The 26,915-nt window shown below is 61.4% G+C and carries 22 protein-coding genes, 2 tRNA genes, 3 rRNA genes and 3 pseudogenes; 9 read left to right on the top strand and 21 right to left on the bottom strand.

Annotated features, from left to right (window positions below; genetic code table 11):
• From ptsP to ACHMW6_RS03300, 8 genes and pseudogenes are all read right to left on the bottom strand, one after another.
• Window positions 1-1,749 carry a phosphoenolpyruvate--protein phosphotransferase gene (gene ptsP, locus ACHMW6_RS03335; protein WP_395408517.1) on the bottom strand — a complete coding sequence of 583 codons (1,749 nt, stop codon included), beginning with the start codon at window positions 1,747-1,749 and terminating at the stop codon, window positions 1-3.
• 17 nt (window positions 1,750-1,766) lie between these two features.
• Complete coding sequence (locus ACHMW6_RS03330; protein ID WP_395405530.1) at window positions 1,767-2,036, bottom strand: HPr family phosphocarrier protein; 270 nt, start codon at window positions 2,034-2,036, stop codon at window positions 1,767-1,769.
• A 36-nt stretch (window positions 2,037-2,072) separates the two neighbouring features.
• Complete coding sequence (locus ACHMW6_RS03325) at window positions 2,073-2,474, bottom strand: PTS sugar transporter subunit IIA (protein ID WP_395405528.1); 402 nt, start codon at window positions 2,472-2,474, stop codon at window positions 2,073-2,075.
• 11 nt (window positions 2,475-2,485) lie between these two features.
• Window positions 2,486-3,439, bottom strand: a complete 954-nt coding sequence (gshB, locus tag ACHMW6_RS03320) for a glutathione synthase (protein WP_395405526.1) — start codon at window positions 3,437-3,439, stop codon at window positions 2,486-2,488.
• Window positions 3,440-3,569: 130 nt separating this feature from the next.
• Window positions 3,570-4,869: pseudogene (gene gshA / locus ACHMW6_RS03315) on the bottom strand (glutamate--cysteine ligase).
• Window positions 4,870-5,062: 193 nt separating this feature from the next.
• The gene (locus ACHMW6_RS03310; RefSeq protein WP_395405524.1) at window positions 5,063-6,604 is read right to left on the bottom strand and encodes an ammonium transporter; all 1,542 of its coding nucleotides are present in this window, start codon (window positions 6,602-6,604) and stop codon (window positions 5,063-5,065) included.
• 12 nt (window positions 6,605-6,616) lie between these two features.
• Entirely contained in the window at window positions 6,617-6,955 is a 339-nt protein-coding gene (locus tag ACHMW6_RS03305) for a P-II family nitrogen regulator (RefSeq protein WP_395405522.1), read from the bottom strand.
• Window positions 6,956-6,966: 11 nt separating this feature from the next.
• Window positions 6,967-7,734: a TorF family putative porin gene (locus ACHMW6_RS03300; protein WP_395405520.1), complete on the bottom strand. Its 768-nt coding sequence runs from the start codon at window positions 7,732-7,734 to the stop codon at window positions 6,967-6,969.
• Between the two features lie 208 nt (window positions 7,735-7,942).
• On the opposite strand from ACHMW6_RS03300, the gene ACHMW6_RS03295 reads away from it, so the two are divergent.
• The 8 genes and pseudogenes from ACHMW6_RS03295 to ACHMW6_RS03260 all read left to right on the top strand — a co-directional run bounded on the left by ACHMW6_RS03295 (window position 7,943) and on the right by ACHMW6_RS03260 (window position 12,071).
• Window positions 7,943-8,191, top strand: a complete 249-nt coding sequence (locus ACHMW6_RS03295) for an accessory factor UbiK family protein (protein ID WP_395405518.1) — start codon at window positions 7,943-7,945, stop codon at window positions 8,189-8,191.
• Window positions 8,192-8,263: 72 nt separating this feature from the next.
• The gene (locus ACHMW6_RS03290; RefSeq protein ID WP_395405516.1) at window positions 8,264-9,910 is read left to right on the top strand and encodes a YifB family Mg chelatase-like AAA ATPase; all 1,647 of its coding nucleotides are present in this window, start codon (window positions 8,264-8,266) and stop codon (window positions 9,908-9,910) included.
• A 53-nt stretch (window positions 9,911-9,963) separates the two neighbouring features.
• A complete protein-coding gene (locus tag ACHMW6_RS03285; RefSeq protein ID WP_395405513.1) occupies window positions 9,964-10,272 on the top strand; it encodes an ArsR/SmtB family transcription factor in 309 nt (102 codons plus the stop codon).
• Entirely contained in the window at window positions 10,269-10,688 is a 420-nt protein-coding gene (locus tag ACHMW6_RS03280; RefSeq protein WP_395405511.1) for a YeeE/YedE family protein, read from the top strand. Before ACHMW6_RS03285 ends, ACHMW6_RS03280 begins: the two co-directional genes overlap by 4 nt.
• 4 nt (window positions 10,689-10,692) lie before the next feature.
• Window positions 10,693-11,136: a DUF6691 family protein gene (locus ACHMW6_RS03275; RefSeq protein ID WP_395405509.1), complete on the top strand. Its 444-nt coding sequence runs from the start codon at window positions 10,693-10,695 to the stop codon at window positions 11,134-11,136.
• Window positions 11,133-11,600, top strand: a complete 468-nt coding sequence (locus ACHMW6_RS03270) for a hypothetical protein (RefSeq protein ID WP_395405507.1) — start codon at window positions 11,133-11,135, stop codon at window positions 11,598-11,600. Before ACHMW6_RS03275 ends, ACHMW6_RS03270 begins: the two co-directional genes overlap by 4 nt.
• A 121-nt stretch (window positions 11,601-11,721) precedes the next feature.
• Window positions 11,722-11,829: pseudogene (locus ACHMW6_RS03265) on the top strand (DUF1840 domain-containing protein); the annotation flags it as partial.
• Between the two features lie 44 nt (window positions 11,830-11,873).
• Entirely contained in the window at window positions 11,874-12,071 is a 198-nt protein-coding gene (locus ACHMW6_RS03260) for a DUF1840 family protein (RefSeq protein WP_395405505.1), read from the top strand.
• A 122-nt stretch (window positions 12,072-12,193) separates the two neighbouring features.
• On the opposite strand, the gene rrf is transcribed toward ACHMW6_RS03260, so the two are convergent.
• From rrf to ACHMW6_RS03235, 5 genes are all read right to left on the bottom strand, one after another.
• A 5S ribosomal RNA gene (rrf, locus tag ACHMW6_RS03255) occupies window positions 12,194-12,306 on the bottom strand.
• 104 nt (window positions 12,307-12,410) lie between these two features.
• Window positions 12,411-15,283, bottom strand: a 23S ribosomal RNA gene (locus ACHMW6_RS03250).
• A 189-nt stretch (window positions 15,284-15,472) separates the two neighbouring features.
• A tRNA-Ala gene (locus tag ACHMW6_RS03245) sits at window positions 15,473-15,548 on the bottom strand.
• Between the two features lie 18 nt (window positions 15,549-15,566).
• A tRNA-Ile gene (locus ACHMW6_RS03240) sits at window positions 15,567-15,643 on the bottom strand.
• 63 nt (window positions 15,644-15,706) lie between these two features.
• Window positions 15,707-17,237: ribosomal RNA gene (locus ACHMW6_RS03235) — 16S ribosomal RNA — on the bottom strand.
• Together the 16S, 23S and 5S rRNA genes with 2 tRNA genes alongside form the textbook arrangement of a ribosomal RNA operon.
• 344 nt (window positions 17,238-17,581) lie before the next feature.
• On the opposite strand from ACHMW6_RS03235, the gene ACHMW6_RS03230 reads away from it, so the two are divergent.
• A complete protein-coding gene (locus ACHMW6_RS03230) occupies window positions 17,582-18,781 on the top strand; it encodes a sensor histidine kinase (RefSeq protein WP_395405503.1) in 1,200 nt (399 codons plus the stop codon).
• Here ACHMW6_RS03230 and ACHMW6_RS03225 read toward each other — a convergent pair.
• The 8 genes and pseudogenes from ACHMW6_RS03225 to ACHMW6_RS03190 all read right to left on the bottom strand — a co-directional run bounded on the left by ACHMW6_RS03225 (window position 18,744) and on the right by ACHMW6_RS03190 (window position 26,816).
• Window positions 18,744-19,988, bottom strand: coding sequence for an EAL domain-containing protein (locus tag ACHMW6_RS03225; RefSeq protein ID WP_395405501.1), 1,245 nt, complete (start codon window positions 19,986-19,988; stop codon window positions 18,744-18,746). The genes ACHMW6_RS03230 and ACHMW6_RS03225 overlap by 38 nt on opposite strands.
• A 12-nt stretch (window positions 19,989-20,000) precedes the next feature.
• Window positions 20,001-21,087: pseudogene (locus ACHMW6_RS03220) on the bottom strand (chemotaxis response regulator protein-glutamate methylesterase).
• Entirely contained in the window at window positions 21,084-21,563 is a 480-nt protein-coding gene (locus ACHMW6_RS03215) for a chemotaxis protein CheD (RefSeq protein WP_395405499.1), read from the bottom strand. The pseudogene ACHMW6_RS03220 and the gene ACHMW6_RS03215 overlap by 4 nt, the downstream one beginning before the upstream one ends.
• Before the next feature lie 3 nt (window positions 21,564-21,566).
• Complete coding sequence (locus ACHMW6_RS03210) at window positions 21,567-22,391, bottom strand: CheR family methyltransferase (RefSeq protein ID WP_395405497.1); 825 nt, start codon at window positions 22,389-22,391, stop codon at window positions 21,567-21,569.
• A complete protein-coding gene (locus tag ACHMW6_RS03205) occupies window positions 22,388-22,828 on the bottom strand; it encodes a chemotaxis protein CheW (RefSeq protein WP_395405495.1) in 441 nt (146 codons plus the stop codon). The genes ACHMW6_RS03210 and ACHMW6_RS03205 overlap by 4 nt, the downstream gene beginning before the upstream one ends.
• A 7-nt stretch (window positions 22,829-22,835) precedes the next feature.
• Window positions 22,836-24,443: a methyl-accepting chemotaxis protein gene (locus tag ACHMW6_RS03200; protein WP_395405493.1), complete on the bottom strand. Its 1,608-nt coding sequence runs from the start codon at window positions 24,441-24,443 to the stop codon at window positions 22,836-22,838.
• Window positions 24,437-26,521 carry a chemotaxis protein CheA gene (locus ACHMW6_RS03195; RefSeq protein ID WP_395405491.1) on the bottom strand — a complete coding sequence of 695 codons (2,085 nt, stop codon included), beginning with the start codon at window positions 26,519-26,521 and terminating at the stop codon, window positions 24,437-24,439. The genes ACHMW6_RS03200 and ACHMW6_RS03195 overlap by 7 nt, the downstream gene beginning before the upstream one ends.
• Window positions 26,508-26,816, bottom strand: a complete 309-nt coding sequence (locus ACHMW6_RS03190; RefSeq protein ID WP_395405489.1) for an STAS domain-containing protein — start codon at window positions 26,814-26,816, stop codon at window positions 26,508-26,510. The genes ACHMW6_RS03195 and ACHMW6_RS03190 overlap by 14 nt, the downstream gene beginning before the upstream one ends.
• Between the last annotated feature and the right edge of the window lie 99 nt (window positions 26,817-26,915).

The raw sequence follows: 26,915 nt of genomic DNA, 5'->3' as shown, positions 1-26,915 counted from the left end.
CTACAGGGCTTGCAGGGCGATGACCGCATCCGCGATCGCTTCCGGGTCCATCGAGCGCATGATGCGCCGGGTGTACGGTGCGATCTGCTCCAGGTCCGTGTTCAGGATTTCCTGCTTCACGGACAGCAACTGGGCCGGGTGCATCGAGAATGAGCGCAGGCCCATGCCCAGCAACAGGCGGGTCAGCTTGGCATCGCCCGCCATTTCGCCGCACACGGCCACGTCGATGCCGGCCTTGTGGCCAGCGGCGATGGTCATGGCAATCAGCTGCAGCACGGCGGGATGCAGGGGATTGTAAAGGTGGGCCACCTCATAATCAACCCGGTCGATGGCCAGCGTGTACTGGATCAGGTCGTTGGTGCCGATGGAGAGGAAGTCCATCTTCTTCACGAACATCGGCAGCGACAGTGCGGCGGCCGGGATCTCGATCATGGCGCCGACTTCCACGTCGGGGTCGTACTTCTGGCCGGCCTCGCGCAACTGCGCCTTGGCCTGCTCGATCATGGCGAGCGACTGGTCGATCTCGAAGGCGTGCGCCATCATCGGGATCAGGATGCGCACCTTGCCATGGACGGAGGCGCGCAGGATGGCGCGCAGCTGGGTCAGGAAGATCTGCGGCTCGGCCAGGCAGAAGCGGATGGCGCGCAAACCCAGGGCCGGATTCATGGCCGTGTGCTCGACCTGGTCGAGCGGCTTGTCGGCGCCGATGTCCAGCGTGCGGATGGTGACGTGGCGGCCCTTCATGGCCTCCACGGACAGCTTGTACTGCTCGTACTGCTCATCTTCGGAAGGCATATTGCCATCGCGGCCCATGAACAGGAATTCGGAGCGGAACAGGCCCACGCCGCTGGCGCCGGATTCCAGCGCGGGACCGCAATCGTCCGGCAGCTCGATATTGGCCAGCAGCGTGATCGGCGTGCCGTCTTTGGTGATGGCGGGCGTCTTTTTCAGCTTGCCCAGTTTCTTGCGGGCGCGCATGGCGGCCATCTGGCGCTCGCGGTACTGCTCCAGCACCTGGGCCGACGGCGTGACGATGACCACGCCGGCGTCGCCGTCGATGATGACCCAGTCATCCTGCTCGATCAGCTGCGAAGCCTGGGACATGCCCACGGCCGCCGGGATATCCAGCGAGCGCGCCACGATGGCGGTGTGCGAGTTCTGGCCACCGACATCGGTCACGAAGCCGATGAAGGAGCGGTCGCGGAACTTCAGCATGTCGGCCGGGGAGATATCGTGGGCCACCACGATCATCTGGGCCAGGAATTCATCGCCTTCGAGCTCGGCCTGCTTGGGCAGCAGGGGCTCGGTGCCCATCAGTACCTTCAGCACCCGCTCGGCCACCTGCTGGATATCGGCCTTGCGCTCGCGCAGGTAGGGGTCTTCGATTTCGTCGAACTGGGCGGACAGCTCGTCGATCTGGGTCAGCAGCGCCCACTCGGCGTTGTAGTGGCGCGTGCGGATGATGTCCAGCGGCGCCTCCGAAATCATGGGGTCCGACAGGATCAGGGCATGCACGTCGATGAAGGCGCCCAGCTCGGTGGGCGCATCCTTCGGCAATTCGTTCCACAGCGTTTGCAGTTCGCGGTGCACGGCGCCCAGCGCCTGCTGCAGGCGCTGCACTTCCGCTTCCACGCGTTCCTCGGCGATCAGGTAATGCTTCACATCGAGGGCCGCGGGCGTCAGGATGTGGGCGCGGCCGATTGCAATACCGCGCGAAACGGGGATGCCGTGGAGGGAGAAGGAGGCCATCGGAGCGCCGTCCCGCATTACTCGCCTTCGCCGAATTTATCGTTGACGAGGGCGGTCAGGGCGTTGATGCATTCCTGTTCGTCCCCGCCGTCCGCCTCGAGCAGCACCTTGGCGCCCTTACCCGCGGCCAGCATCATCACGCCCATAATGGATTTGGCGTTGATACGGCGTCCATTGCGGGTAAGCCAGACATCGCTCTGGAACTTGGCGGCAAGCTGGGTGAATTTGGCGGAAGCACGGGCATGCAGTCCCAGCTTATTGATAATTTCGAGTTCTTGCTGAATCATTGTTTTAGTTTTATCTCAATCAGGACTTGCATCCGGTCAGGTGACCCGGATACGGTTATCGACCCGCACGGCGCCGCTTTGCGCGCCGGCCAGGGCCATTTCAACAACGACATCCAGCGTATCGGTCCGGTAGGTGATCGCGCGCAGCAGCATCGGCAAGCTGATGCCCGCAATGACTTCCACCTGGCCCGCATCGGCCAGCTTGTTACAGCAATTGGCGGGCGTGCCACCCTTCACATCCGTGATCACCAGCACGCCCGATCCATCATTCAGACGCCGGATCGCATCGCCGGCCAGTTTCTGCACTTCATTCAGGTCCTGGTCAGCCACTACATCAATTGCTTCCAGCCTTTCCACCGGACCGCGGAACACGTGGGCCACCGCCGCCAGAAAAGCCTGCCCCAGGGGGGCATGAGTCATAAGCAAAATTCCTACCATGGTTATCCCTGTTATCCCGCCGCCTGCACCTGAGCTTCCACCGCGTCGATGAACATGGACGCCACCTGGAAGCCGGTTTGCTGGGTGATCTCCTGGAAGCAGGTCGGACTGGTAACGTTTACCTCGGTGAGGTAATCGCCGATCACGTCTAATCCTACCAGCAACAAGCCGCGCGCCGCCAATTCCGGGCCAAGCGACTCAGCAATTTCGCGGTCGCGCGCGGAAAGCGGCTGGGCCACGCCCGTGCCGCCAGCCGCCAGGTTGCCGCGCACTTCGCCGGCCTGGGGGATGCGCGCCAGCGAGTATGGCACCGGTTTGCCGCCGATTAGCAGGATGCGCTTGTCGCCCTTCACGATCTCCGGGATATAGCGTTGCACCATAATGGTGCGCGCGCCATGCTGGGTCAGGGTTTCGATAATGGAACCGAGGTTCAGGCCATCGGACCTGACGCGGAAGATGCCGGCGCCACCCATGCCGTCCAGCGGCTTCAGGATGATGTCGCTGTGCTCGGCCTGGAAGTCGCGGATGCGCATTTCATCCGAAGTCACCAGCGTGGGGGCGGTGAACTGGCTGAACTGGGAAATGGCCAGCTTTTCATTGTGGTCGCGGATGGCGGAAGGCTTGTTGAAGACCTTCGTGCCCTGCTTTTCGGCCAGTTCCAGCAGGTAGGTGCCGTAGACGTATTCCATGTCGAAAGGCGGGTCCTTGCGCTGGATGACGGCGTCGAACAGGCCGAGATTGGTGTCTTCGGACGGCGCCGCGTTGTACCAGTGCTCCTGGCCACCGCCCGTCAGTTCCAGGCGCGACGCATACGCCGTCACCACGCCCTCTTTCAGCGCCATGTGACGCTGCTGGAAGGCATACACCTCGTGGCCGCGGCGGTTGGCCTCGACCATCATGGCGTAGGTGGAATCCTTGTAGATCTTGAAGGTGGAGAGCGGGTCGGCGAGGAACGCGATTTTCATGGGCACATCCGTGTTGGTTAATGGCTAATTGTAGCCGAGTGCTGGCGGGCCCGTGCCGCGCGCTCCAAACCCAGGGCAAGAGCTGGTGGCAGCCACAGCGTGGCTGCCACCTGGGTCACCCGGTTTGGCCTTAGTACACTTCCGGATTCGGGTCCGTGCGCTCCATTTCCAGCGAGGCCGCGAGCAGCCCCAGTCGCGCCACCACGCCATACACATAGAAACGGTTCGGCGCCGCCGTGCCCGGCTTGGCCTTCACATCCGGCACTGCATGCTGCTGGGCAAACGCGAGAGGCACATATTCCTGGCCCGGCGCGTTCAGGTTCTGGTCCACGCCGCGCTCGGAATGGATGCGGTAGAAGCCGCCCACCACGTAGCGGTCGATCATATAGACCACCGGCTCGGCCACCGCTTCCTTGATGTGTTCAAAGGTCGGCACGCCTTCCTGGATGTTCAGGTCGGTCACCGCCTTGCCGTCCTTGATGACCGACATTTTCTCGCGCTGGGCCGGCGACAGGTCTTTCAGCTCGGACGCGTCGCGGATGCTGATGATGCCCTTGCCGTACGTGCCCGCATCCCGGCTTGATGATGACGAAAGGCTTTTCCTTGATGCCGTATTCCTTGTACTTCTTGCGGATCTTGGCCAGCACCGCGTCCACATTCGAGGCCAGGCACTCCTGGCCCTCGCCCGTGGCCAGGTCGACCTCGCCGCACTTGGCGTGGAAAGGATTGACCATCCACGGGTCGACGCCGATCAGCTTGCCGAACTTCTTGGCCACCTCGTCGTAGGCGGTGAAGTGGTTGGATTTGCGGCGCAGGGCCCAGCCCGCGTGCAGCGGCGGCAGCAGGCTCTGCTCATGGATATTCTCCAGGATCGAGGGGATGCCGGCCGACAGGTCATTGTTCAGCAGGATGGTGCAGGGATCGAAATCCTTCAGGCCCAGGCGGCGCCCATTCGGCGAGCGCACCAGCGGTTCCACCACCAGCATATTGCCATCCGGCAGCGCCAGCGGGGTCGGCTGGGTGATGCTCGGGTCCAGCGTGCCGAAGCGCACGTGCAGGCCGGTCTGGCGGAAGATCTGCATCAGGCGGGCCACGTTTTCCAGGTAAGTCGGGTGGCGCGGCACCACTTCGGGGATCACCAGCAGGTTGCGCGCATCGGGACAGTATTTGTCGATCGCCGCCATGGCCGCCTGCACCGTCAGCGGCAGCATTTCCGTCGCCAGGTGATTGAAGCCGCCCGGGAAGAGATTGGTATCCACCGGCGCCAGCTTGTAGCCGGCGTTGCGCAGGTCCACCGAGGCGTAGAACGGCGGCGTATGCTCCTGCCACTCCAGACGGAACCAGCGCTCGATGGCCGGCGTGGCGGCGATGATTTTCTCTTCGAGGTCGAGCAGCGGTCCGGTCAGGGCCGTCACGAGGTGGGGAACCATGTTACTTCCTTGTTAATAGGGACGGGCGAACTCACCAGATTGGGGCAAACCAGTTAAAAAAAAGTCCGCAAAGCAAAAAAAACCAGCACCAGAAACCAAGTGTCAGGCACGGCGTGCCTGACACTAGCATTTTGGGGCATGGCTAAAATAAAAAAACGCCCCCGCGGGGGCGTTTCGGCCAGCTTCGGCTGGATCAGGCGTGATATGCCTGCTCGCCGTGACTGGTGATGTCCAGGCCTTCGCGTTCTTCCTCTTCCGAGACACGCAGGCCGATGACGATGTCCACCAGCTTGTACGCGATGACGGAGACGACGCCGGACCACAGGATGGTGATGCCGACAGCGGTTGCCTGGATCATGACCTGGCCGCTGATCGAATAGTCAGCCGATGCCTTGTTGGCAACATAGTCGAAGATGCCCTGGCCGCCCAGCGACGGTGCAGCGAACACACCGGTCAGGATGGCGCCCAGGATACCGCCCACGCCGTGCACGCCGAACACATCCAGCGAGTCGTCAGCGCCGATCATGCGCTTCAGGCCATTAACGCCCCACAGGCAGATGATACCAGCCAGCAGGCCGATGACCAACGCGCCCATCGGACCGACGAAGCCGCAGGCCGGGGTGATCGCCACCAGGCCGGCCACGGCGCCGGAAGCACCGCCCAGCATGGAAGGCTTGCCTTTGACGATCCACTCGCCGAACACCCACGACAGGGTGGCGCAGGCGGTTGCCAGCAGGGTGTTGATGAAGGCCAGCGCAGCAATGTCGCCCGCTTCCAGCGCGGAACCGGCGTTGAAGCCGAACCAGCCCACCCACAGCAGGGATGCACCGATCATGGTCATGGTCAGCGAGTGCGGAGCCATGGAATCGCGGCCGTAACCGACGCGCTTGCCGATCAGGATGGCGCCGACCAGGCCTGCCACGGCGGCGTTGATGTGAACCACGGTGCCGCCGGCGAAGTCCAGCGCGCCCTTCTGGAAGACGAAGCCGGCTTTCGCGGTTTCAGACGCGGCGGTAGCGGCGTCGGTGATCGCGTCCGGGCCGGTCCAGAACCAGACCATGTGGGCGATCGGCAGATAAGCGAAGGTGAACCACAGCACGATGAAGGCCAGCACGGCGCTGAACTTGGCGCGCTCGGCGAAGGCGCCCACGATCAGGCCGCAGGTAATGGCCGCAAAGGTGCCCTGGAAGGCCACGTAGATGAACTCAGGAATCACCACGCCCTTGCTGAAGGTCGCAGCTGCCGCGAAGGCGCCCTTGGCCGGATCATAGATGCCGCTCAGCAGTGCACGTCCGAAGCCGCCGTAGAACGCGTTACCCTCGGTGAAGGCGAGCGAGTAGCCATACACGCACCACAGCACGATGATCAGCGCGAAGATCAGGAAGACCTGCAGCAGCACGGACAGCATGTTCTTCGAACGCACCAGGCCGCCGTAGAACAGGGCCAGGCCAGGGATGGTCATCAGAATCACCAGCAGGGTGGCGACGAACATCCAGGCCGAGTCGCCCTTCTGTGGGACCGGTGCTGCTGCCGGGGCAGCGGCGGCGGCAGGCGCGGCGGCCGTGGCGGCGGCGGGCGCCGCTGCCGCGTCCGCCGGAGCGCTCGCCGCAGGCGCGGCTGCGGCAGCTGCTGCGGCTGGCTGCTCGGCCGGCTTGGCGTCCTGCGCCCATGCCGGCGCTGCGGCGGCCAATACCAGGGCGAGCCCGGCCAGCCATTTGCTAATCGTGTTTTTCATTCCAGGTTCCCCTTAAAGAGCGTCGTTGCCGGTTTCGCCGGTACGGATACGGATGACTTGTTCCAGGCTGGTGACGAAGATCTTGCCATCGCCGATCTTGCCGGTGCGCGCGGCACCTTCGATCGCTTCGATGGCCTGCTCGACGATGGCGTCGTCGACAGCCGCCTCGATCTTGGTCTTGGGCAGGAAATCGACCACATATTCCGCGCCGCGGTACAGCTCGGTGTGGCCCTTCTGGCGACCGAAGCCTTTCACTTCGGTCACCGTGATACCTTGCACGTTGATCGCCGACAGGGCTTCACGCACCTCGTCGAGCTTGAACGGCTTGATAATGGCGGTAATCATCTTCATTTTGGCCTCGCTTAGAAAGTCTTGGAGATCATCAGCACGGCGGATTTCTTGCCGAGATCCTTGCCGTAAGGGCCGACATAGGCGTCGGTATTGGTGTCCACGTAAGCCAGGGAAACGGTTGCAATGCCGAAGTCCTTGGTCACGCCGAGTTTCCAGTCGGTGTAGCTGACTGCGCTGTTGTGCTTCACCTTCTGATGGCCAACGTGGGCATTGAAGATGTAGCCATCCTTGATCTCGTAGTTGAACATGGCGTCAACGTAGCCGCTGTTCTTCGAATCCGCGAAACCGAACAGATTGCTGATCGAGTGAGAATATTTCAGGGCGAACGGGCCGTAGCCGACCTGTGCGTAGAGTTCTTTCGTGGTCGGGGCCGGGGTCAGGCCGTGGTCGGGGTAGATATAGGCCAGGAAGCCCACATCGTACGAAACATCGGGAACGATCTCACCGCGTTTGCCGAAGTAGATGTCCCATTCGACTTTTGCATCGCCGCCGGCATCATCGATCCACTTGATAGTGGAGGCCCAGGTACCCACATACAGACCAGTCGGGTTGTTGACATAGTCTGCGCCGCCTTGCAGGGCGGGCTTCAGGCGGGTTTGCGAGATACCGCGGTAGCGGTAGTCGCTGGTCAGTGCGGCGTTGAAGGAGATCTCATGATCCGGTTTTGCTTCCGGTGCTGCAGCGGCAGTTTCCTGCGCTTGGGCCAGGCCTGCGCCCATCGTGGCCATTGCCAGGGCAACGGCGGCGGACAGAGTCAGGATCTTGGTCGTTTGTTTCATGGCGATTCCTTTTGAGTGAATTTTTATTGCGGTTTAAAATTCAGGCTTAATGGGCTAGCTTTCCCAAGTATTAGCAGAATACGTGCCAGCAACTTGCGGCCGCGTTATTAGTGCGTAAACTGTTAACTCGGCAAGCAGCCGCACCAAATCAAGCCGTAGGCGCACCAGTGTGGTGCAGTCACATCACAATCACCAGGAAAAAAGTCTTATGGACATGAATAGTTTCTTTAATGATCTGCAGAGCAAGGTCAACCAGGTCATCGAAAATTCGCCGGCCAAGGACATCGAAAAGAACGTCAAAGCGATGATGACCCAGGGCTTCGCCAAGCTGGACCTGGTGACGCGCGAGGAATTCGACATCCAGCGCCAGATGCTGGAAAAGACCCGCGCCAAGCTGGAACTGGTTGAACAGCGCCTGGCCGAGCTAGAAGCCAAGCTGGTCGCCGACAACAAGTAAGCCGGCTCTTGTGACGCCTCAATCCCACTGAGGCGGAAAGCTCTACGATTCCTCCATCCATGGGAGGAAGCGATGAGTATTGCAGTCCTGAAAAGCCGCGCCCTGGCCGGAATGCAGGCGCCGGAAGTTTCGGTGGAAGTGCACTTGGCTAACGGCTTGCCGGCTTTCCATATCGTCGGCCTCGCCGACACTGAGGTCAAAGAGTCGCGCGACCGCGTGCGCGCGGCCATCATCAACACGGGCTACGACATGCCGGCCCAGCGCATCACCGTCAGCCTGGCGCCGGCCGACCTGCCGAAGGAGTCCGGCCGCTTCGACTTGCCGATCGCGCTCGGCATCCTCGCCGCCTCCGGACAGGTGCCCTGCGAAGCCCTGGAGCGCTATGAGTTTGCCGGCGAACTGTCGCTGACGGGCGAGCTGCGCCCCATCCGCGGCGCTCTGGCCATGACTTACGCCATGCACCGCGATTCCACCCGCAGCGGACGCGCCTTCATCCTGCCCCATGCCAATGCCGAGGAAGCCGCGCTGGTGCACGACGCTGCCATTTATCCCGCCGCCACCCTGCTCCAGGTCTGCGCCCACTTCGGCGGCACACCTACGCTCGCCAATCCGGAAGATGCCGGACGCGGCTGGAGCGATGGCGAGCGACCGCCGCTGGACGGTTCCGGCGTCGGCTCGGACTGCGTCGCCCCTGCCCGCCCGCGCAAACGGCGCGTGCCGGATGAGCCCGTATTTGCGCTGGAGCGCTACCAGGCATCGCCGCTGCCGCTGGCCTCCCCCTACCTCGACTTCGCCGACGTCAAAGGCCAGCAGCACGCCAAGCGCGCACTGGAAGTCGCCGCGGCAGGCCGCCATTCGATCTTGCTGATCGGCCCGCCCGGCGCCGGCAAGACGATGCTGGCCAGCCGTTTCGCCGGCGTCCTGCCCGCGATGACCGATGACGAAGCGCTGGAGGCCGCCGCCGTCCAATCCCTGATCGGCGGCTTTTCGCTGACTGGCTGGAAAACCAGGCCCTTCCGTGCGCCCCACCACACTTCCTCCGGCGCGGCGCTGGTGGGCGGCGGCAGCGTGCCGCGCCCCGGCGAGATCTCGCTCGCCCATTGCGGCGTGCTCTTCCTCGATGAACTGCCGGAATTCGACCGCCGCGTACTGGAAGTGCTGCGCGAACCGCTGGAATCGGGCCACGTGACGATCTCGCGCGCGGCACGGCACGCCGACTTCCCGGCGCGCTTCCAGCTGGTCGCCGCCATGAACCCTTGTCCCTGCGGCTACCTCGGCCATCCCGGTGGCCAGTGTCGCTGCACGCCGGACGCTATCCTGCGCTACCAGGGCCGCGTTTCCGGGCCGCTACTCGACCGCATCGACATGCAGATCGAAGTCGGTCCTGTTCCAGCGACAGTGCTGGAAGCGGACGCCAGCGGCGAGACGTCAGACCGGATCGCCAACCGTGTCGAAGCGGCCTTCAAGCGGCAGCTGATGCGCCAGCAAAAGAGCAACCAGGAGCTCACCCCGCGCGAAATCGACCGCTACTGCAAGCCGAACGCGGCCGGCATCGACGTCCTGCGCGCTGCAATGGCCAAGTTCGACTGGTCCGCCCGCTCCTACCACCGCGTGTTGCGCGTCGCGCGCACCATTGCCGACCTGGCAGGAGAGCGCACGGTCGCGCCGCATCACGTCAGTGAAGCCATTCAGATGCGGCGGGGCTTACGGCCATTCTGACTCATCAATATATTTTTTGATATACTATAAAAAGATATTTCGATGGATAAGGAATGACCTCGACAGAAGAACTGCGCGCCGCCGCCGGCGCCGCCACCTCCCTGCTGAAAGCGCTGGCCAACCAGGACCGCCTGATGCTGCTTTGCCAGCTGACGGAAGGCGCGCACTGCGTCAGCGAACTGGAGGAAAGCACCGGCATCCGCCAGCCTACCTTATCGCAGCAGCTGACCGTGCTGCGAAATGAAGAGCTGGTAAACACGCGCCGCGAGGGTAAGCAGATCTATTACAGCATCGCCAGTCCGGCGGCGCTGGCCGTGCTGCAAACGTTGTATGAACAATTCTGTCCGAAGGAGAAATCATGAGCAACTTCACGCCCTGGACTTCGCTGGCGGGCGGCATCCTGATCGGACTCAGCGCCACCGTACTGATATTGATGAATGGACGCGTTGCCGGCGTCAGTGGCATCGTGGGCGGCCTGCTGGTACCGCGCAAAGGCGATGTCAGCTGGCGGCTGGCCTTCCTTGCCGGCCTGATCGGCGCGCCGCTGGTGTATGCGCTGTTCCTGCCGCTGCCGGAAGTGCGCGTTGCCGCCGGCCCGGCCGGGCTGGTCGCAGCCGGGCTGCTGGTCGGCATCGGCACACGCTATGGCTCCGGCTGCACCAGCGGACACGGCGTCTGCGGCGTCTCCCGCATGTCGCCCAGGTCGCTTGTCGCCACGGCTGCCTTTATGCTGGCCGGCTTTGCCACCGTTTTCGTTCTCCGCCACCTGATCGCCTGAAGCCATGCAAACCCTGATCGCACTCATTTGTGGCCTGGTGTTCGGCATCGGACTGATCCTTTCAGGCATGACCGATCCAGCCAAAGTCACCGCCTTCCTCGATCTTGCCGGCGACTGGGACCCCTCGCTCGCCTTCGTCATGCTGGGCGCCGTCGCGGCAGCCGCGCCCGGATTCGCCCTGGCAAAGCGTCGTCGTGCCAGCGTGCTCGGCACACCTGTGCAGCTGCCTGCGAGTACGAAAATCGACCGGCGCCTGCTTATCGGCAGCCTCGCTTTCGGCGTCGGCTGGGGACTGGCCGGCTATTGTCCCGGTCCGGCCATCAACTCGCTGGGCCGGGGCAGCAGTGCCGCGCTGATTTTCACGGTCTCCATGCTCATCGGCATGGCAGTGTTCGAAGGGCTGGAGCGATACCGCGCAACGCGCCGCCCTGCTACCATCACACAATGAAGATTTTGAAAACGAAACGCACTCTCGCAGTGCTGGCAGCCGCTGCCGCCCTGATGGCCTGCAGCCCGAAATACGACTGGCGCGACTTCCGCAGTAGCGATGCGCCCTTCTCCGTGCTGTTCCCGGGCAAGCCTGCCACTCACAGCCGCGTTATCAATCTTGATGGGCAGCAAGTGAATATGAGCATGGCCGCCGCCGAAGTCGAGGGCACGATGTTCGCGGTCGGCAGCGTGGAATTGCCGGATGCGGATAAGGCCGCCCAGGCGGTGCAAGCGATGAAAGCGCAAATGGTGCGGAATATTGGTGCTACCGTGAATAAGGAAAGCACGAAAGACGGCGCTTTCCTGGTGGACGCCAGCGGCGTACAGAACGGCACCCCCGATGCGCATGCATGCGCGCTTCCTATCCCAGGGAAAACGGGCTTACCAGGTGGTGGTGGTGGGCCGGTCGAAGGAAATCAATGACGAGGTAGTTGATACCTTCATTAGTTCGTTTAAATTGAATTAAATAGCACGGTGCACGCATGTGCCAAAGGGCAGAAAGTGATATCGTACTAACACATCAACACATTACGGGAAGCGCGCCATGTTGATCAAATTTAACTCCATATCATCGCCGCAAGTCATGATGGCTCATGAGCATGTGGAACGCATCATGGACCTGCTGCAGAAGAGCCCCACCCGGGGTGTGATCACCGCAGCCGAAGTGGGCTCAGCGCTGCTTCTGCTGGAAAAGAGGTGGCGCTCAGCAAACTTCACCCGGAAGTCGACTCCAACAACGCCCAACATTTGCCGACCCACGCCCTGCCCGAAGAAGGGGAGGATAGCGACATGGCGGAATCGCAAAAAGTCGGTTTCGCGCAGCGCGCATTCCCGTTGCTCGAAATGCTCCGCGCAGCGAAGTCCGGGGGACACGATATCGTCTGGGGCGTCTGAGAAAACCCACGGCGTGAACCAGGTGTCTGCCACATCGTGGCAGACACCAGTTTTAGGCCGTGGGTGCTAAGAAAGCAAAAAGCCCGCCGGCATTGATGCCTGGCGGGCTTTTCTAATAACTAGCCTGACGATAACCTACTTTCACACTGGTTGCAGCACTATCATCGGCGCAAAGTCGTTTCACGGTCCTGTTCGGGATGGGAAGGGGTGGGACCGACTTGCTATGGTCATCAGGCATAACTTGTACGTATGTCGCCGCTCACTGCGGCGCCACACTGAATCTGGAAGAAGTAAGTGGGTATCTCAAACACGGTAAGTGCGTATAACCGGCAAGGTTATAGGGACAAGCCGTACGGGCAATTAGTATCAGTTAGCTTAATGCATTACTGCACTTCCACACCTGACCTATCAACGTCCTGGTCTCGAACGACCCTTCAAGGAGCTCAAGGCTCCGGGAAATCTTATCTTAAGGCAAGTTTCCCGCTTAGATGCTTTCAGCGGTTATCTCTTCCGAACTTAGCTACCCGGCAATGCCACTGGCGTGACAACCGGTACACCAGAGGTTCGTCCACTCCGGTCCTCTCGTACTAGGAGCAGCCCCCTTCAAATTTCCAACGCCCACGGCAGATAGGGACCAAACTGTCTCACGACGTTTTAAACCCAGCTCACGTACCACTTTAAATGGCGAACAGCCATACCCTTGGGACCGGCTACAGCCCCAGGATGTGATGAGCCGACATCGAGGTGCCAAACTCCCCCGTCGATATGAACTCTTGGGAGGAATCAGCCTGTTATCCCCAGAGTACCTTTTATCCGTTGAGCGATGGCCCTTCCATACAGAACCACCGGATCACTATGTCCTACTTTCGTACCTGCTCGACTTGTCGGTCTCGCAGTTAAGCACGCTTATGCCATTGCACTATTAGCACGATGTCCGACCGTACCTAGCGTACCTTCGAACTCCTCCGTTACACTTTAGGAGGAGACCGCCCCAGTCAAACTGCCTACCATGCACTGTTCCCGACCCGGATCACGGGCCAAGGTTAGAACCTCAAACAAACCAGGGTGGTATTTCAAGGTTGGCTCCACGAGAACTGGCGTCCCCGCTTCAAAGCCTCCCACCTATCCTACACAGATTGGTTCAAAGTCCAATGCAAAGCTACAGTAAAGGTTCATGGGGTCTTTCCGTCTAGCCGCGGGTAGATTGCATCATCACAAACACTTCAACTTCGCTGAGTCTCGGGAGGAGACAGTGTGGCCATCGTTACGCCATTCGTGCAGGTCGGAACTTACCCGACAAGGAATTTCGCTACCTTAGGACCGTTATAGTTACGGCCGCCGTTTACTGGGACTTCAATCAAGAGCTTGCACCCCATCATTTAATCTTCCAGCACCGGGCAGGCGTCACACCCTATACGTCCACTTTCGTGTTTGCAGAGTGCTGTGTTTTTATTAAACAGTCGCAGCCACCAGTTTATTGCAACCCTTTCGCCCTTCCACAGTAAAGTGGTCAAGCTACCGGGGCGTACCTTTTCCCGAAGTTACGGTACCAATTTGCCGAGTTCCTTCTCCCGAGTTCTCTCAAGCGCCTTAGAATACTCATCTCGCCCACCTGTGTCGGTTTGCGGTACGGTCTCGTATGACTGAAGCTTAGAGGCTTTTCTTGGAACCACTTCCGATTGCTTCGCGCTACAAGAGCGCTCGTCCCAGTCCCTTGGATTACGTACCCGGATTTGCCTAAGTACCTCCTATGAACCAGAAACTAGCTATTCCAACAGCTAGACAACCTTCCGCGATCCGTCCCCCCATCGCATCATACGACGGTGCAGGAATATTAACCTGCTTCCCATCAGCTACGCATCTCTGCCTCGCCTTAGGGGCCGACTCACCCTGCTCCGATGAACGTTGAACAGGAAACCTTGGGCTTACGGCGTGCGGGCTTTTCACCCGCATTATCGCTACTCATGTCAGCATTCGCACTTCTGATACCTCCAGCAGCCTTTACAAGCCACCTTCGCAGGCTTACAGAACGCTCTCCTACCATATCCTTGCGGATATCCGCAGCTTCGGTGACTGGCTTAGCCCCGTTACATCTTCCGCGCAGGACGACTCGATCAGTGAGCTATTACGCTTTCTTTAAATGATGGCTGCTTCTAAGCCAACATCCTGACTGTTTTAGCCTTCCCACTTCGTTTTCCACTTAGCCAATCTTTGGGACCTTAGCTGGCGGTCTGGGTTGTTTCCCTCTTGACGCCGGACGTTAGCACCCGACGTCTGTCTCCCAAGCTCGCACTCACCGGTATTCGGAGTTTGCAATGGTTTGGTAAGTCGCGATGACCCCCTAGCCATAACAGTGCTCTACCCCCGGTGGTGATACTTGAGGCACTACCTAAATAGTTTTCGGAGAGAACCAGCTATTTCCAAGTTTGTTTAGCCTTTCACCCCTATCCACAGCTCATCCCCTAATTTTTCAACATTAGTGGGTTCGGTCCTCCAGTGCGTGTTACCGCACCTTCAACCTGGCCATGGATAGATCACTTGGTTTCGGGTCTACACCCAGCGACTGGCGCCCTGTTCGGACTCGATTTCTCTACGGCTCCCCTATCTGGTTAACCTCGCCACTGAATGTAAGTCGCTGACCCATTATACAAAAGGTACGCCGTCACCCCTTACGAGGCTCCGACTGTTTGTATGCACACGGTTTCAGGATCTATTTCACTCCCCTCCCGGGGTTCTTTTCGCCTTTCCCTCACGGTACTGGTTCACTATCGGTCGATTACGAGTATTTAGCCTTGGAGGATGGTCCCCCCATCTTCAGACAGGATTTCTCGTGTCCCGCCCTACTTGTCGTACGCTTAGTACCACCGCTTGAATTTCGTGTACGGGGCTATCACCCGCTATGGCGCCTATTTCCAGAGGCTTCCACTATCCAAACGACTATCACGTACAGGCTCTTCCCATTTCGCTCGCCACTACTTTGGGAATCTCGGTTGATTTCTTTTCCTGCAGCTACTTAGATGTTTCAGTTCGCCGCGTTCGCTTCGTATTCCTATGTATTCAGAATACGATGACCTATAAGGCCGGGTTTCCCCATTCGGAAATCTTCGGATCAAAGCTTGTTTGTCAGCTCCCCGAAGCTTATCGCAGACTTCTACGTCCTTCATCGCCTGTAATCGCCAAGGCATCCGCCATGTGCACTTAGTCACTTGTCCCTATAACCTTGACGGCTATAGTTCTAAGCACTTACTACTGTGTTTGATGAGTTTTTGTATGCGTTCCTTTCGGAACACTACCCTAAGTGTAAATCTTTCGATTCACGCTTAATAAAACTTTACTTCTTCCAGATTGTTAAAGAACGAGTACTACTCTTATGTCTGCGTCTATCGCACACATAAAGGCAGTGGTGGAGGATGACGGGATCGAACCGACGACCCCCTGCTTGCAAAGCAGGTGCTCTCCCAGCTGAGCTAATCCCCCGTGGTACAACACGATACCTGGTGGGTCTGGTTGGGCTCGAACCAACGACCCCCGCGTTATCAACACGGTGCTCTAACCAGCTGAGCTACAGACCCGCGCTCGTTTCTTTTGATCTAACAGCCGATAAGTGTGGACGTTTGAGTCCGTGCAGACTCTAGAAAGGAGGTGATCCAGCCGCACCTTCCGATACGGCTACCTTGTTACGACTTCACCCCAGTCACGAATCCTACCGTGGTAAGCGCCCTCCTTGCGGTTAAGCTACCTACTTCTGGTAAAACCCGCTCCCATGGTGTGACGGGCGGTGTGTACAAGACCCGGGAACGTATTCACCGCGACATGCTGATCCGCGATTACTAGCGATTCCAACTTCATGTAGTCGAGTTGCAGACTACAATCCGGACTACGATACACTTTCTGGGATTAGCTCCCCCTCGCGGGTTGGCGGCCCTCTGTATGTACCATTGTATGACGTGTGAAGCCCTACCCATAAGGGCCATGAGGACTTGACGTCATCCCCACCTTCCTCCGGTTTGTCACCGGCAGTCTCATTAGAGTGCTCTTGCGTAGCAACTAATGACAAGGGTTGCGCTCGTTGCGGGACTTAACCCAACATCTCACGACACGAGCTGACGACAGCCATGCAGCACCTGTGTGCAGGTTCTCTTTCGAGCACTCCCAAATCTCTCCGGGATTCCTGCCATGTCAAGGGTAGGTAAGGTTTTTCGCGTTGCATCGAATTAATCCACATCATCCACCGCTTGTGCGGGTCCCCGTCAATTCCTTTGAGTTTTAATCTTGCGACCGTACTCCCCAGGCGGTCTACTTCACGCGTTAGCTGCGTTACTAAGTCAATTAAGACCCAACAACTAGTAGACATCGTTTAGGGCGTGGACTACCAGGGTATCTAATCCTGTTTGCTCCCCACGCTTTCGTGCATGAGCGTCAGTTTTGACCCAGGGGGCTGCCTTCGCCATCGGTGTTCCTCCACATCTCTACGCATTTCACTGCTACACGTGGAATTCTACCCCCCTCTGCCAAACTCTAGCCTCGCAGTCTCCATCGCCATTCCCAGGTTAAGCCCGGGGATTTCACGACAGACTTACGAAACCGCCTGCGCACGCTTTACGCCCAGTAATTCCGATTAACGCTTGCACCCTACGTATTACCGCGGCTGCTGGCACGTAGTTAGCCGGTGCTTATTCTTCAGGTACCGTCAGCAGGAATGGATATTAGCCACTCCCTTTTCTTCCCTGACAAAAGAGCTTTACAACCCGAAGGCCTTCTTCACTCACGCGGCATTGCTGGATCAGGGTTGCCCCCATTGTCCAAAATTCCCCACTGCTGCCTCCCGTAGGAGTCTGGACCGTGTCTCAGTTCCAGTGTGGCTGGTCGTCCTCTCAGACCAGCTACTGATCGTTGCCTTGGTGAGCCTTTACCTCACCAACTAGCTAATCAGATATCGGCCGCTCCAGGAGCACAAGGCCTTGCGGTCCCCTGCTTTCATCCTGAGATCGTATGCGGTATTAGCGTAACTTTCGCTACGTTATCCCCCACTCTTGGGTACGTTCCGATATATTACTCACCCGTTCGCCACTCGCCGCCAGGCCGAAGCCCGCGCTGCCGTTCGACTTGCATGTGTAAAGCATGCCGCCAGCGTTCAATCTGAGCCAGGATCAAACTCTTCAGTTCAATCTCTGTTTTCGCTATTTCTAGCGGGTCACTCACTCAAAATACTGACGAAATCTCGATAAAGAGATTTACGTTTATTTTGTGCGAGCGTTTGAAACTAATATTTTGAGCATCGCGCCATTCGGCGCGTTGCACATCATCAAACGCCCACACTTATCGACTGTTGATTTTTAAAGATCGCTGCGTTATGTTGACAAAGCGTTGTGTTTGTCGGCAGCAGAGAAGCGAGATTATGCGGTACAGCGTGCAACTCGTCAACCCCTCGTTTTCTTCGCTTCGTTTCGCTGCGTCGTTGACGCTGCGTTGCGTTGCGAGGGACCGAACTATAGCAAAGTGACTGGCATATGACAAGTGCCTCCCGTCCGCCCACTATTTTGGTGGTCGACGACTCACCTACCCTGCTATTGGCGCTGCTCGATCACCTGAGCCGCCATGGCTTCCTCGTCGTGCTCGCCCACGACGCGCGCGAAGGCATGATGCGCGCGGTGCTGGCCCAGCCCGACCTGATCCTGCTCGACATCGTGATGCCCGGCCTGGACGGCTTCGAAGCCTGCCGCCGCCTGAAAGCCGATACGGCCACCCATGACATCCCCGTGATCTTCATGACAGGCCTGAGCGACGCCAAGCAGATCGTCAGTGGTTTCGGCGCCGGCGGCGTCGATTACATTACGAAGCCCTTCCAGGTCGAAGAAGTCCTGGCCCGCATCAATACCCACCTGGCGCTGCGCAAGGCCAACCGGGACCTGCAGCAGATGTACGAAACCCTGACCCGCGCCAAGGAAGATCTCGTCCACAACGAGAAGCTGGCCGCGCTGGGCGCCCTGGTCGCCGGCATCGCGCACGAACTGAATACGCCGATCGGCAACAGCCTGATGGTGGCCAGCACCTTCGAAGCGCAGACCGGTGAAATTCTGGGGCACTTCAAGCCGGGCGAACCACTGCGCCGGTCGGAACTCCAGCACTATCTGGAGAACGCGCAGACAACCACCGAGATCCTGATGCGCAACCTGCAGCGCGCGGCGGACATGGTCACCAACTTCAAGCAGGTCGCAGTAGACCAGACCAGCACCCAGCGTCGCACCTTCCTGTTATCCGAAGTCGTGTCGGGAAATGTGCTGACGCTGATGCCGACCATCAAACGCACGCCCTACCAGGTGGTGCAGAACATTCCGCCCGAGCTGATGATGGACAGCTTCCCCGGTCCACTTGGCCAGGTCATCGCCAACCTGGTGAACAACGCCCTGGTGCACGGTTTCGACGGGCGCAAGACGGGCCAGGTGGAGCTGGCGGCCGAATATGAGCAGGACGAATGGATCGCCCTCCACGTGCGCGACGACGGGAACGGGATCGACGCTTCCAACCTGCAGCGCATCTTCGATCCCTTCTTTACCACCAAGATGGGCGTGGGCGGTTCGGGCCTCGGCCTGCACATCGTCCACAATATCGTGACCGACATCCTCGGCGGCCGCATCGACGTCAGCAGCGAGCCTGGGAAGGGAACCTGCTTTACGCTGTCCCTGCCGCTGGTGGCGCCGCACCACTGACCGCTGCCTGCGTGCGCAGGCGCTGGCGGCTTTCCTTGTACCAGACCACGAAGTCTGCCGCCTGCATCGGCGCGGCGATCAGAGGGCCCTGGCCTGTTGCGCATCCCAGGTCGCGCAGCAGCAGCCAGTCCTCCGCCTGCTCGATGCCGTCGCAGCAGGTCGCCAGATCCAGCTGGGCCGCGATGTCCAGCAGCCCTTCCAGCAAGGGGCGACGATTGCTGCGGCGCGCCGCCTCGTTGACGAACAGGCTGTCCAGCACCAGCTCACTGAGCGGGAAGCAGGCATACTGCCGCAGGCCCGCCTCATAACGGCCGCAATGGCGCGCACCGATCGCAAAGCCGCGCAGGCTGAGTCGATCGAGGTTATGGAGGAAGACCGGCTCGCTCGCCGCGACCACGGCCTCGCTGACTTCGAAGCTGACGTTGGCGGGTTTGATGCCCGCCTCGGTCAGCGTGGCGGCAATCTCGTTCAGGTGCGGCATGTCGAACAGGACGGGCGGCGGCATTGGCAGGCAGAGTTTCAGCGTCAGGCCCATTTCCTCCCATTCGCGAAGCTGCGCTGTCGCCTGCTGCACCACGGCGAGCAGCAGGGCCGCCGCCAGCGGCCCGTTGTCGATGCTTTCGATGAAGGCACTCGGCGCCAGCGGACCGCGCTGCGGATGGTGCCAGCGCGCTTCGACCGCAACGCCAGCCAGCCTTCCGCTATCCAGTGCCACACGCGGCTTGTACCAGGCGACGAACTGGCCGTGGCGCAGGCCCTCTTCCACTTCGGAGGCCGAAGCCTCCTGTGCCGCCTCCAGCTGGGCGCGCGGCAACAACTCATGGTTTTCCAGGATGGTGCGCAGGCCTTCGAGGCGAATCGGTTTGGGAATGGTGGCGAGCAGGCGGGTTGGCGTGTCGGCCGGCATGCCTTGTACGGCTTCGGACAGGCGCCCGGCGTTGGCGCTGGCTGCAATCAGGTTTGCCGCGAGGCGCCGCTGGGCGAGATGCTGGATCAGCTCAAGGCCGTCCATGCCGGGCATGTCCATATCGGTCAGCACGAGATCGACGGGGCCGGATTGCAGCTCCAGCGCGCGCAATGCGGCAATGCCGTCTTCGGCTAGCAGGACGGAACCAAAGCCTGTTTCACGCAGCAGGCCTGCCACGTGGTCACGCTGCACCGGGCTGTCTTCCACGATCAGCGCAGTGCATCCGCTCAGATCCTTCATTCGGCCTCCCCTTCATGCAGACGCATGGTGCTGCAGGATTTCACGGGCGATGGCGTCCAGTGCCACGCTGCGCTCCACCGCGCCGCGCCGCACCGCCTCGCGCGGCATGCCATACACCACGCAGCTGGGCTCATCCTGCGCCAGCGTGCGGGCGCCGGACTGGCGCATCTCCAGCAGGCCGGCGGCGCCATCGTCGCCCATGCCGGTCATGATAACGCCGAGCGCATTCGGCCCGGCGCTTTTTGCGACGGAGCGGAACAGCACATCGACCGAGGGCCGGTGCCGGTTCACCAGCGGCCCATCCACGACCTCCACATGGTAGCGCGTGCCGGTGCGCCGAAGCACCATGTGCTTGCCACCCGGCGCGATCAGCACCAGGCCGGGGATCAGCGTATCGTTATCTGCATGCCTCGCGCACCGTGACTTCACACAGCTTATCCAGCCTTTGTGCAAAAGCAGCCGTGAATTGCTCGGGCATGTGCTGCACGACCACAATGCCCGGAGATTGGGGCGGCAGCGCGGCCAGGATGCGCTCCAGCGCCTGCGTGCCGCCGGTGGAAGTGCCCAGCGCGACGATACGGCCCGTGGCAGGCGGCGTGCGGCCGCCTTCCGCCGCCGGCGGCAGCACGGCATCCGCGCTCAGCCTTTCGGCCGGCAGGGCAAGCGGCGCCGCGGCGCGCTGGGCCAGCCGCTGCACATTGGCCTGGGCCGCGCTGCGCACCGCGGCAATCAATTCATCGCCGCTTTCGCTTGCGCCCTGGTGCAGATCCAGCCGCGGCTTGCTGACCACCGATACCGCACCCGCCGCCAGGGCATCCATCGAAACGCGTGCGCCTTTTTCCGTCAACGAGGAACAGATGACGACGGGCGTGGGCCGCTCCCCCATGATCTTGCGCAGGAAAGTGATGCCATCCATGCGCGGCATCTCGATATCGAGCACGATCACATCCGGCCATTGCAGGCGCATGCGCTCGGAAGCCAGGATAGGATCGGCCACCGCGTGCATGACCGTGATGTCCGGCTCCCGGTTCAGCAGGCCGGAAAGCACCTGCCGCACCACTGCGGAATCATCGACCACCATCACGCGTACCTGCTTCATGCTTCCCCCTGCCTGACCCAGACGTCGCCCGTGGCGACTTCAAAGACGATCTGCCGATGGCCCACGCCGAACAGCGAGCGCGAGACCACCGGCACCCCATACTTCTGCAGCAGCTTTTCCGCCTCTTCGCCATTGCGCCGTCCAATCGCCTGCAAGCCGCGCCGCTCGATCTTGGGAAACATCATGCTGCCGCCGAAAATCTTGGCCTGGCAGTCGTGCGGCTGCACACCGTGCGATTGCAGCTGGCCGGCCATCAGCACCATGGCGTCCTCCCCATAGCGCCCGCTCAGCTCCGCCAAGCCCCGCTTGCCGCGCTGCGACAGCAGGAAATGCGACATGGCTCCGATGCGCCGCTGCGGATGCCACAGGGTGATCGACACGCATGAACCGAGCACAGTGCGGATGCGGTGGCGCGCATCACCGACAAAGCACTCGCCCGGAAGCAGATAGATGTCGATGATCGTATCAGTCAGCATGGCTTACACCTTGCGATACACGGACGGTTGCACGACCTGGATCGGTCCCAGGCAGTCATGCAGGCTTTCCGCATGGCCGATGAACAGATAGCCGCCCGGCCGCAGCAGCTCAAGCACGCGGCTGACGACGTGGCGCCGCACCGCGGGACTGAAGTAGATCAGCACATTGCGCAGGAAAATGACGTCGAAGCGGTCCAGCGACGGCAAGGCCGGCGCGTTCAGGTTTATGCGCAGGAAATCGACCCGTTCGCGCAGCAGGCGGCTGACCAGCATCGTGCCCTCCTCCGGGCCGAAGCCCTTCAGGCAATAGCGCTGCAAGTACAAGGGTGGAATGTGCTGGGCGCGCACCATCGGATAATGGCCGTGGCGCGCCGTCGCCAGCACGCGCGCGCTGATATCGCTGGCCACCACTTCCCACTCCTCGCCCGGCCGCGCGTCCGCCAGCACCATGGCGATGCTGTAGGCTTCCTCGCCGGTGGCGCAGGCCGCGCTCCAGGCCCGCCAGGGACGGCGCGCGGTGCGCGGCGCGGCGGCCAGCTTGCGCAGCAGGTCGAAATGCTGCATCTCGCGGAAGAAATAGGTTTCATTGGTGGTGAGCAGGTCGATCGCCAGCTGGGTTTCATCCGGCGCCTTGCCGTTTGTGATCAGCTCATAGTAGTCGCTGAAGCTGACAATCCGGTGGTGATGCAGGCGCTTCGCCAGCCGGCCCGCCACCAGGGGCTTCTTGGCCGCCGACAGTGCAATGCCCGCGGACTTCTCGATGAAACGCTGGAACAGGCCGAATTCGCGGTCCGTCAGCGGTGTAATAGGGCTCTCCATGCCGCTCATGATAGCCCCACGATTTCCTCCAGCGCCAGCACCGCCTCCATATTGAGCAGGATGACCAGGCGGCCGTTCGATTTGCCGACGCCAGCGATAAAGTCGTTGCGCAAACGGGCGCCGAAGCTGGGCGCCGGCTCCACGTCGGCCGGGTCGATGTCCAGCACGGCGTTGACGGCATCCACCAGCACACCGATGATGATCCCCTCCGCCTCAACGATCACGGTGCAGCTGCGGCGCCCGATCTGGCTGGGCGGACGGCCGAAACGCATCCCGAGGTCGAGTACCGGCACCACGGCGCCGCGCAGGTTGATCACGCCGCGTACACAGGGCGGCATCATCGGCACCTCGGTCTCACCCGCGTACTCGATGATCTCGCGCACGGAGAGTATGTTCATCGCGAACATTTCGCCGCCCAGCATGAAACTCAGATATTGCTGCGTCATCGCGGCCTCAGAAGCGGGTGAAGTGGGCTTCGTCCGGCCCTTCGCCGCCCTTGATGCGGTGGCCGGACGCACGTGGCGGCGCTTCGGGCGCCCTGGCAGCCGCCTTCAGGCCACCGACCTCGAAGAAACCGATCAGGTGCTGCAGGTGCTCCGCCTGGGTGCTCATTTCTTCCGCCGTTGCCGCCAGCTCCTCGGAGCCGGCCGCGTTCTGCTGCGTGACCTGGCTGAGTTGCCCCATCGCGCTGCTGATCTGGCCCAGTCCCGACGCCTGCTCGGCCGATGCCGCCGTGATTTCCTGCACGAGGCCGGACGTCTTCTGGATATTCGGCACCATCGCATTCAGCAGATCGCCCGCGCGCTGCGCCAGGTCCACGCTATTGGTGGCCACGTCGCCGATCTCCTGGGCCGCTATCTGGCTGCGCTCGGCCAGTTTGCGCACCTCGGCCGCAACCACGGCAAAGCCTTTGCCATGTTCGCCCGCACGCGCGGCCTCGATGGCGGCATTCAGGGCCAGCAGGTTGGTCTGGTAGGCGATATCGTCGATGATCACGATCTTCTTGGCGATCTCGCGCATGGCGGCAACCGTGCTGCCGACGGCCGCGCCGCTTTCGCCGGCTTCCTCCGCGGCCTTGCGGGCAATCGTGTCGGTCACGCGCGCATTGTCCGTATTCTGGCTGACGGAGGCATTCATTTGCTCCACCGAGGCGCTGGTCTCCTCCACGCTGGCGGCCTGCTGGTTGGCCGTCTGCGACAGCGACTGCGCCGTGGCGCTCACCTGTTCCGCGGCGGCCGCCAGCGCCAGCGCGCCATTGCCGACCTCCGTGACCACGCCGCGCAGCTTTTCCACCATATTTTTCATGGACGCCAGCAAGCTGGTTTTATCGCCCTCGCGCAGGCGGATATCGATCTGCAGCTTGCCTTGCGCGACCTGGTGCACGATTTCCGTCACGTAGTACGCCTCTCCGCCCAGCTGCCGCCGCATACTGTGGATCAGGATCCAGGACAGCAACGTGCCGCCCGTGACGCCCACAATAATCAGCGCCAGGTTCAAACGCATATAGGTCATCGTCGTCGCCGTGGCGCTCGCGTAGTCATCGCGCGCCGCGTTTTCCTGCACATCCAGCAGGCGATTCATCAGGTCCAGCGTTTGCCGCATCTGCGGATCGGCTGCATAGGCCGCAGCCAGCGACTCCTTATGCTTGCCGGCCGTGGCCAGCGCCAGCACGTCCTTGCGCATCTCCTGCCAGTCGCTCCACGAGGCATTGAACTCCGCGACGATCTTGCGTTCTTCCTGCGTCATGGCGGTGGCCAGATAGCCCGTCCAATTCTTGCGAAACAGCTCGTCCAGGTGGGAGCCGCCCTGGATCACCTTCTCCACCTCGGGAACCGTGGACGCTGCAGCCGCCATCACCATGCGGTGGCGCATGCGCAGCATCGCTTCGTTGACCTTGGACAGCTCCACCAGTGCGACAGTGCGGTCTTCGTAAACCATTTTCAGGCGTGAATTGCTGAACTCCATGCCCCGCAACCCGACATATCCGATGGCCATCATCACGAGGACCAGCGTGCCAACCAGTGCACCAAGCCTTACCACAGCAGGCAATCTACTCAGCATGGCGTTGTCTCCTTGTTTTGCTTGAGCAGCGTAGGCAAGTCCAGCACCAACGCCACTTCACCGCTGCCCAGGATGGTCGAACCGCTGATGCAGCGCACGCCGGCCAGCAAAGGGCTGAGCGGCTTCATGACGGCCTGGATCTGCCCCAGCAGCGCATCCACCACCAGGCCCGCTTTCTGTCCCGCGTGACGCACGACGACAATGCTCATGCGGCGCGGCGCCGGACCGCTCAGATGGAACAGCTCGCGCAGCACCAGCACCGGCAGCACCTCGCCCCGCAGCTGGTGCAGGCCGCCGGCTTCCTCGGGCGAACTGGCGACGCATTCGTCCACCATGCTCAATGGCAGGGCGAAACTGGAGGCGCCCACGCGCACCAGCAGGCAGTCGACGATGGCCAGCGTGAGCGGCAGCCGCACGCGGATCGTCGTGCCCTCGCCTTCCTTGCTGTCGATGGCGATGCTGCCGCGCAGGGCTTCGATGTTCCGCTTCACCACGTCCATGCCGACACCGCGGCCGGACAAGTCCGTGATTTCGCTGGCGGTGGAAAAGCCGGGTTCGAAGATGAGGGCGTGCACTTCACTGTCCGGCAGCCGCACGCCTGGAGTGGCCAGCCCCTGCGCGATCGCCTTTTCCAGTATCTTCCCGCGCGCCAGCCCGGCGCCGTCGTCGCTGACTTCGATGACAATGGTGCCGGCATCGTGATGGGCGTTCAGCGTGATCCTGCCGGCGGCCGGCTTGCCGCGCGCCAGCCGTTCGGACGTGGACTCGATGCCATGGTCGATCGCATTGCGCACCAGGTGGGTCAGTGGGTCGGCTATGCGCTCGACCAGGGTTTTGTCCAGCTCCACCTCTTCGCCGCTGATTTGCAGGCGGATTTCCTTGTTGCGCTCACGCGCAGCGTCATGCACCAGGCGCTGGAAGCGGCGGAAGGTTGTGCCGATGCGGACCATACGCAACTGCAACGCGCTGTCCCGCACCTCTTCGACCAGACTGGCCAGCAACTCGGTGCTGTCACGCAGCTCCGGATCGCGCGGGCGGGTGCCCGCCAGGGACGTGCGCGCGCTGGCGATAATCAGTTCACCGACCAGCGTGATCAGGTGCCCGAGGCGGTCGGCATCGACGCGGATAGTTCGCGCGCTTGCCTGGTCCGGCGGCGCCTTGTCCAGCGCTGCGGCACTGGGCTCGGCGTCGCCCATCGTTGACGCGTCTGCAGCGGTGGGCGCGGCAACGATGGCCGCGGCGGGCGGGAGCGCCATGGACGCCAGAGTAGGCGGCACCGCACCGCCAGTCGCGCGAAGAACGTCGGCGATGGCGCGCGCATGAAGGGGCTGTTCCTGCGCAAGCCGCAATAAGTCGAGCGGCGGCGTCCCCGGCGGCAAGACGCGCACCGCGCAATGACCCTCCGCAAATTCGAACACCTTCTCGATATCCGCCTGGCCAATCGCGCCACTGCGCAGCGCAATCTCAAAGCCCAGATAGCAATTCTCCGCATCCAGCTCCGAAGCCGGCGGCAATGCCTCTTCGACCACGGAAATCGCCACAATCTCGCCCAGCCGCGCAAGATAGCTGATGAAGGCCACGGGATCCATGCCCTGCCTGAAAGCGTCCGCGCCGAAGCGGATTGACACATGCCAGTACGCACCGGCGCCAACAGCATCAACGGTAGCGTCGCTGTCGGCAACAGCGGGCGCCGGACGCCCCAGCAAGCGATGCAAATTCTCCAGCAGCGGCGCCCCGGCCGAACCGAGATCTCCCTGCCCGCCGCGGGCGACGTCCGCAACCATCGCCCCGATATGGTCAGCGCAGGAAAGCAGCAGCGCCACCAGCCGCTCGTCGAGCAGCAGGCTCCCGTCGCGTACCCCATCCAGCACACTCTCCACTGCATGGGTAAACGCCACGATGGGATCGAGGCTGAACAAGCCGGCCGTGCCCTTGATCGTATGCGCCGCGCGGAACACGGCATGAACCAGCGGCTCGGAAGACTCGCCCTGCCCCAGCTTGAGCAAACTATCCTCCATCTCGGACAACAGTTCGCCCGCTTCGGCTACAAAAGTCTGCAAACCCTCATCCAGGTTCATGGGAGCATCCTTCCAGGGAAGACTCCATACGCAGCAAAGAAAACATAGAGAGAACCGCGGGCGACGGCGACACCAGCCGAACCTCCCGTCTACTGGCCCGCGCCTCGCGGCGGACCATCAACAGCAGCTGCAGGCCGGCCGAGTCGATCGCGGTTACGTCGGCCAGATCCACTTCCAGCACCTGCGCCCGCGCCAGCCGCGCGAGCAGGCGTTCCTTCAACTCGCACGCGCGCCGCAAGGTCAGTTCACCTTCGATGAACAGCAGCGCCGGCGGGCTGGCAAGGGGTAGGTCCATTGACTCATCGTATGCCCATGCCAAGCGGCTTTCAAGACGTGCGCCCGCAACAGTTCGTATATCAATATGGCATAGATAGGAATAAATAAACTATAGATT

Source organism: Pseudoduganella sp. UC29_106 (genome assembly GCF_044055365.1).
GTDB lineage: Bacteria > Pseudomonadota > Gammaproteobacteria > Burkholderiales > Burkholderiaceae_D > Rugamonas.
The sequence above is the reverse complement of the archived record's forward strand: the minus strand, read 5'-3'. Positions and strand labels throughout refer to the sequence as shown.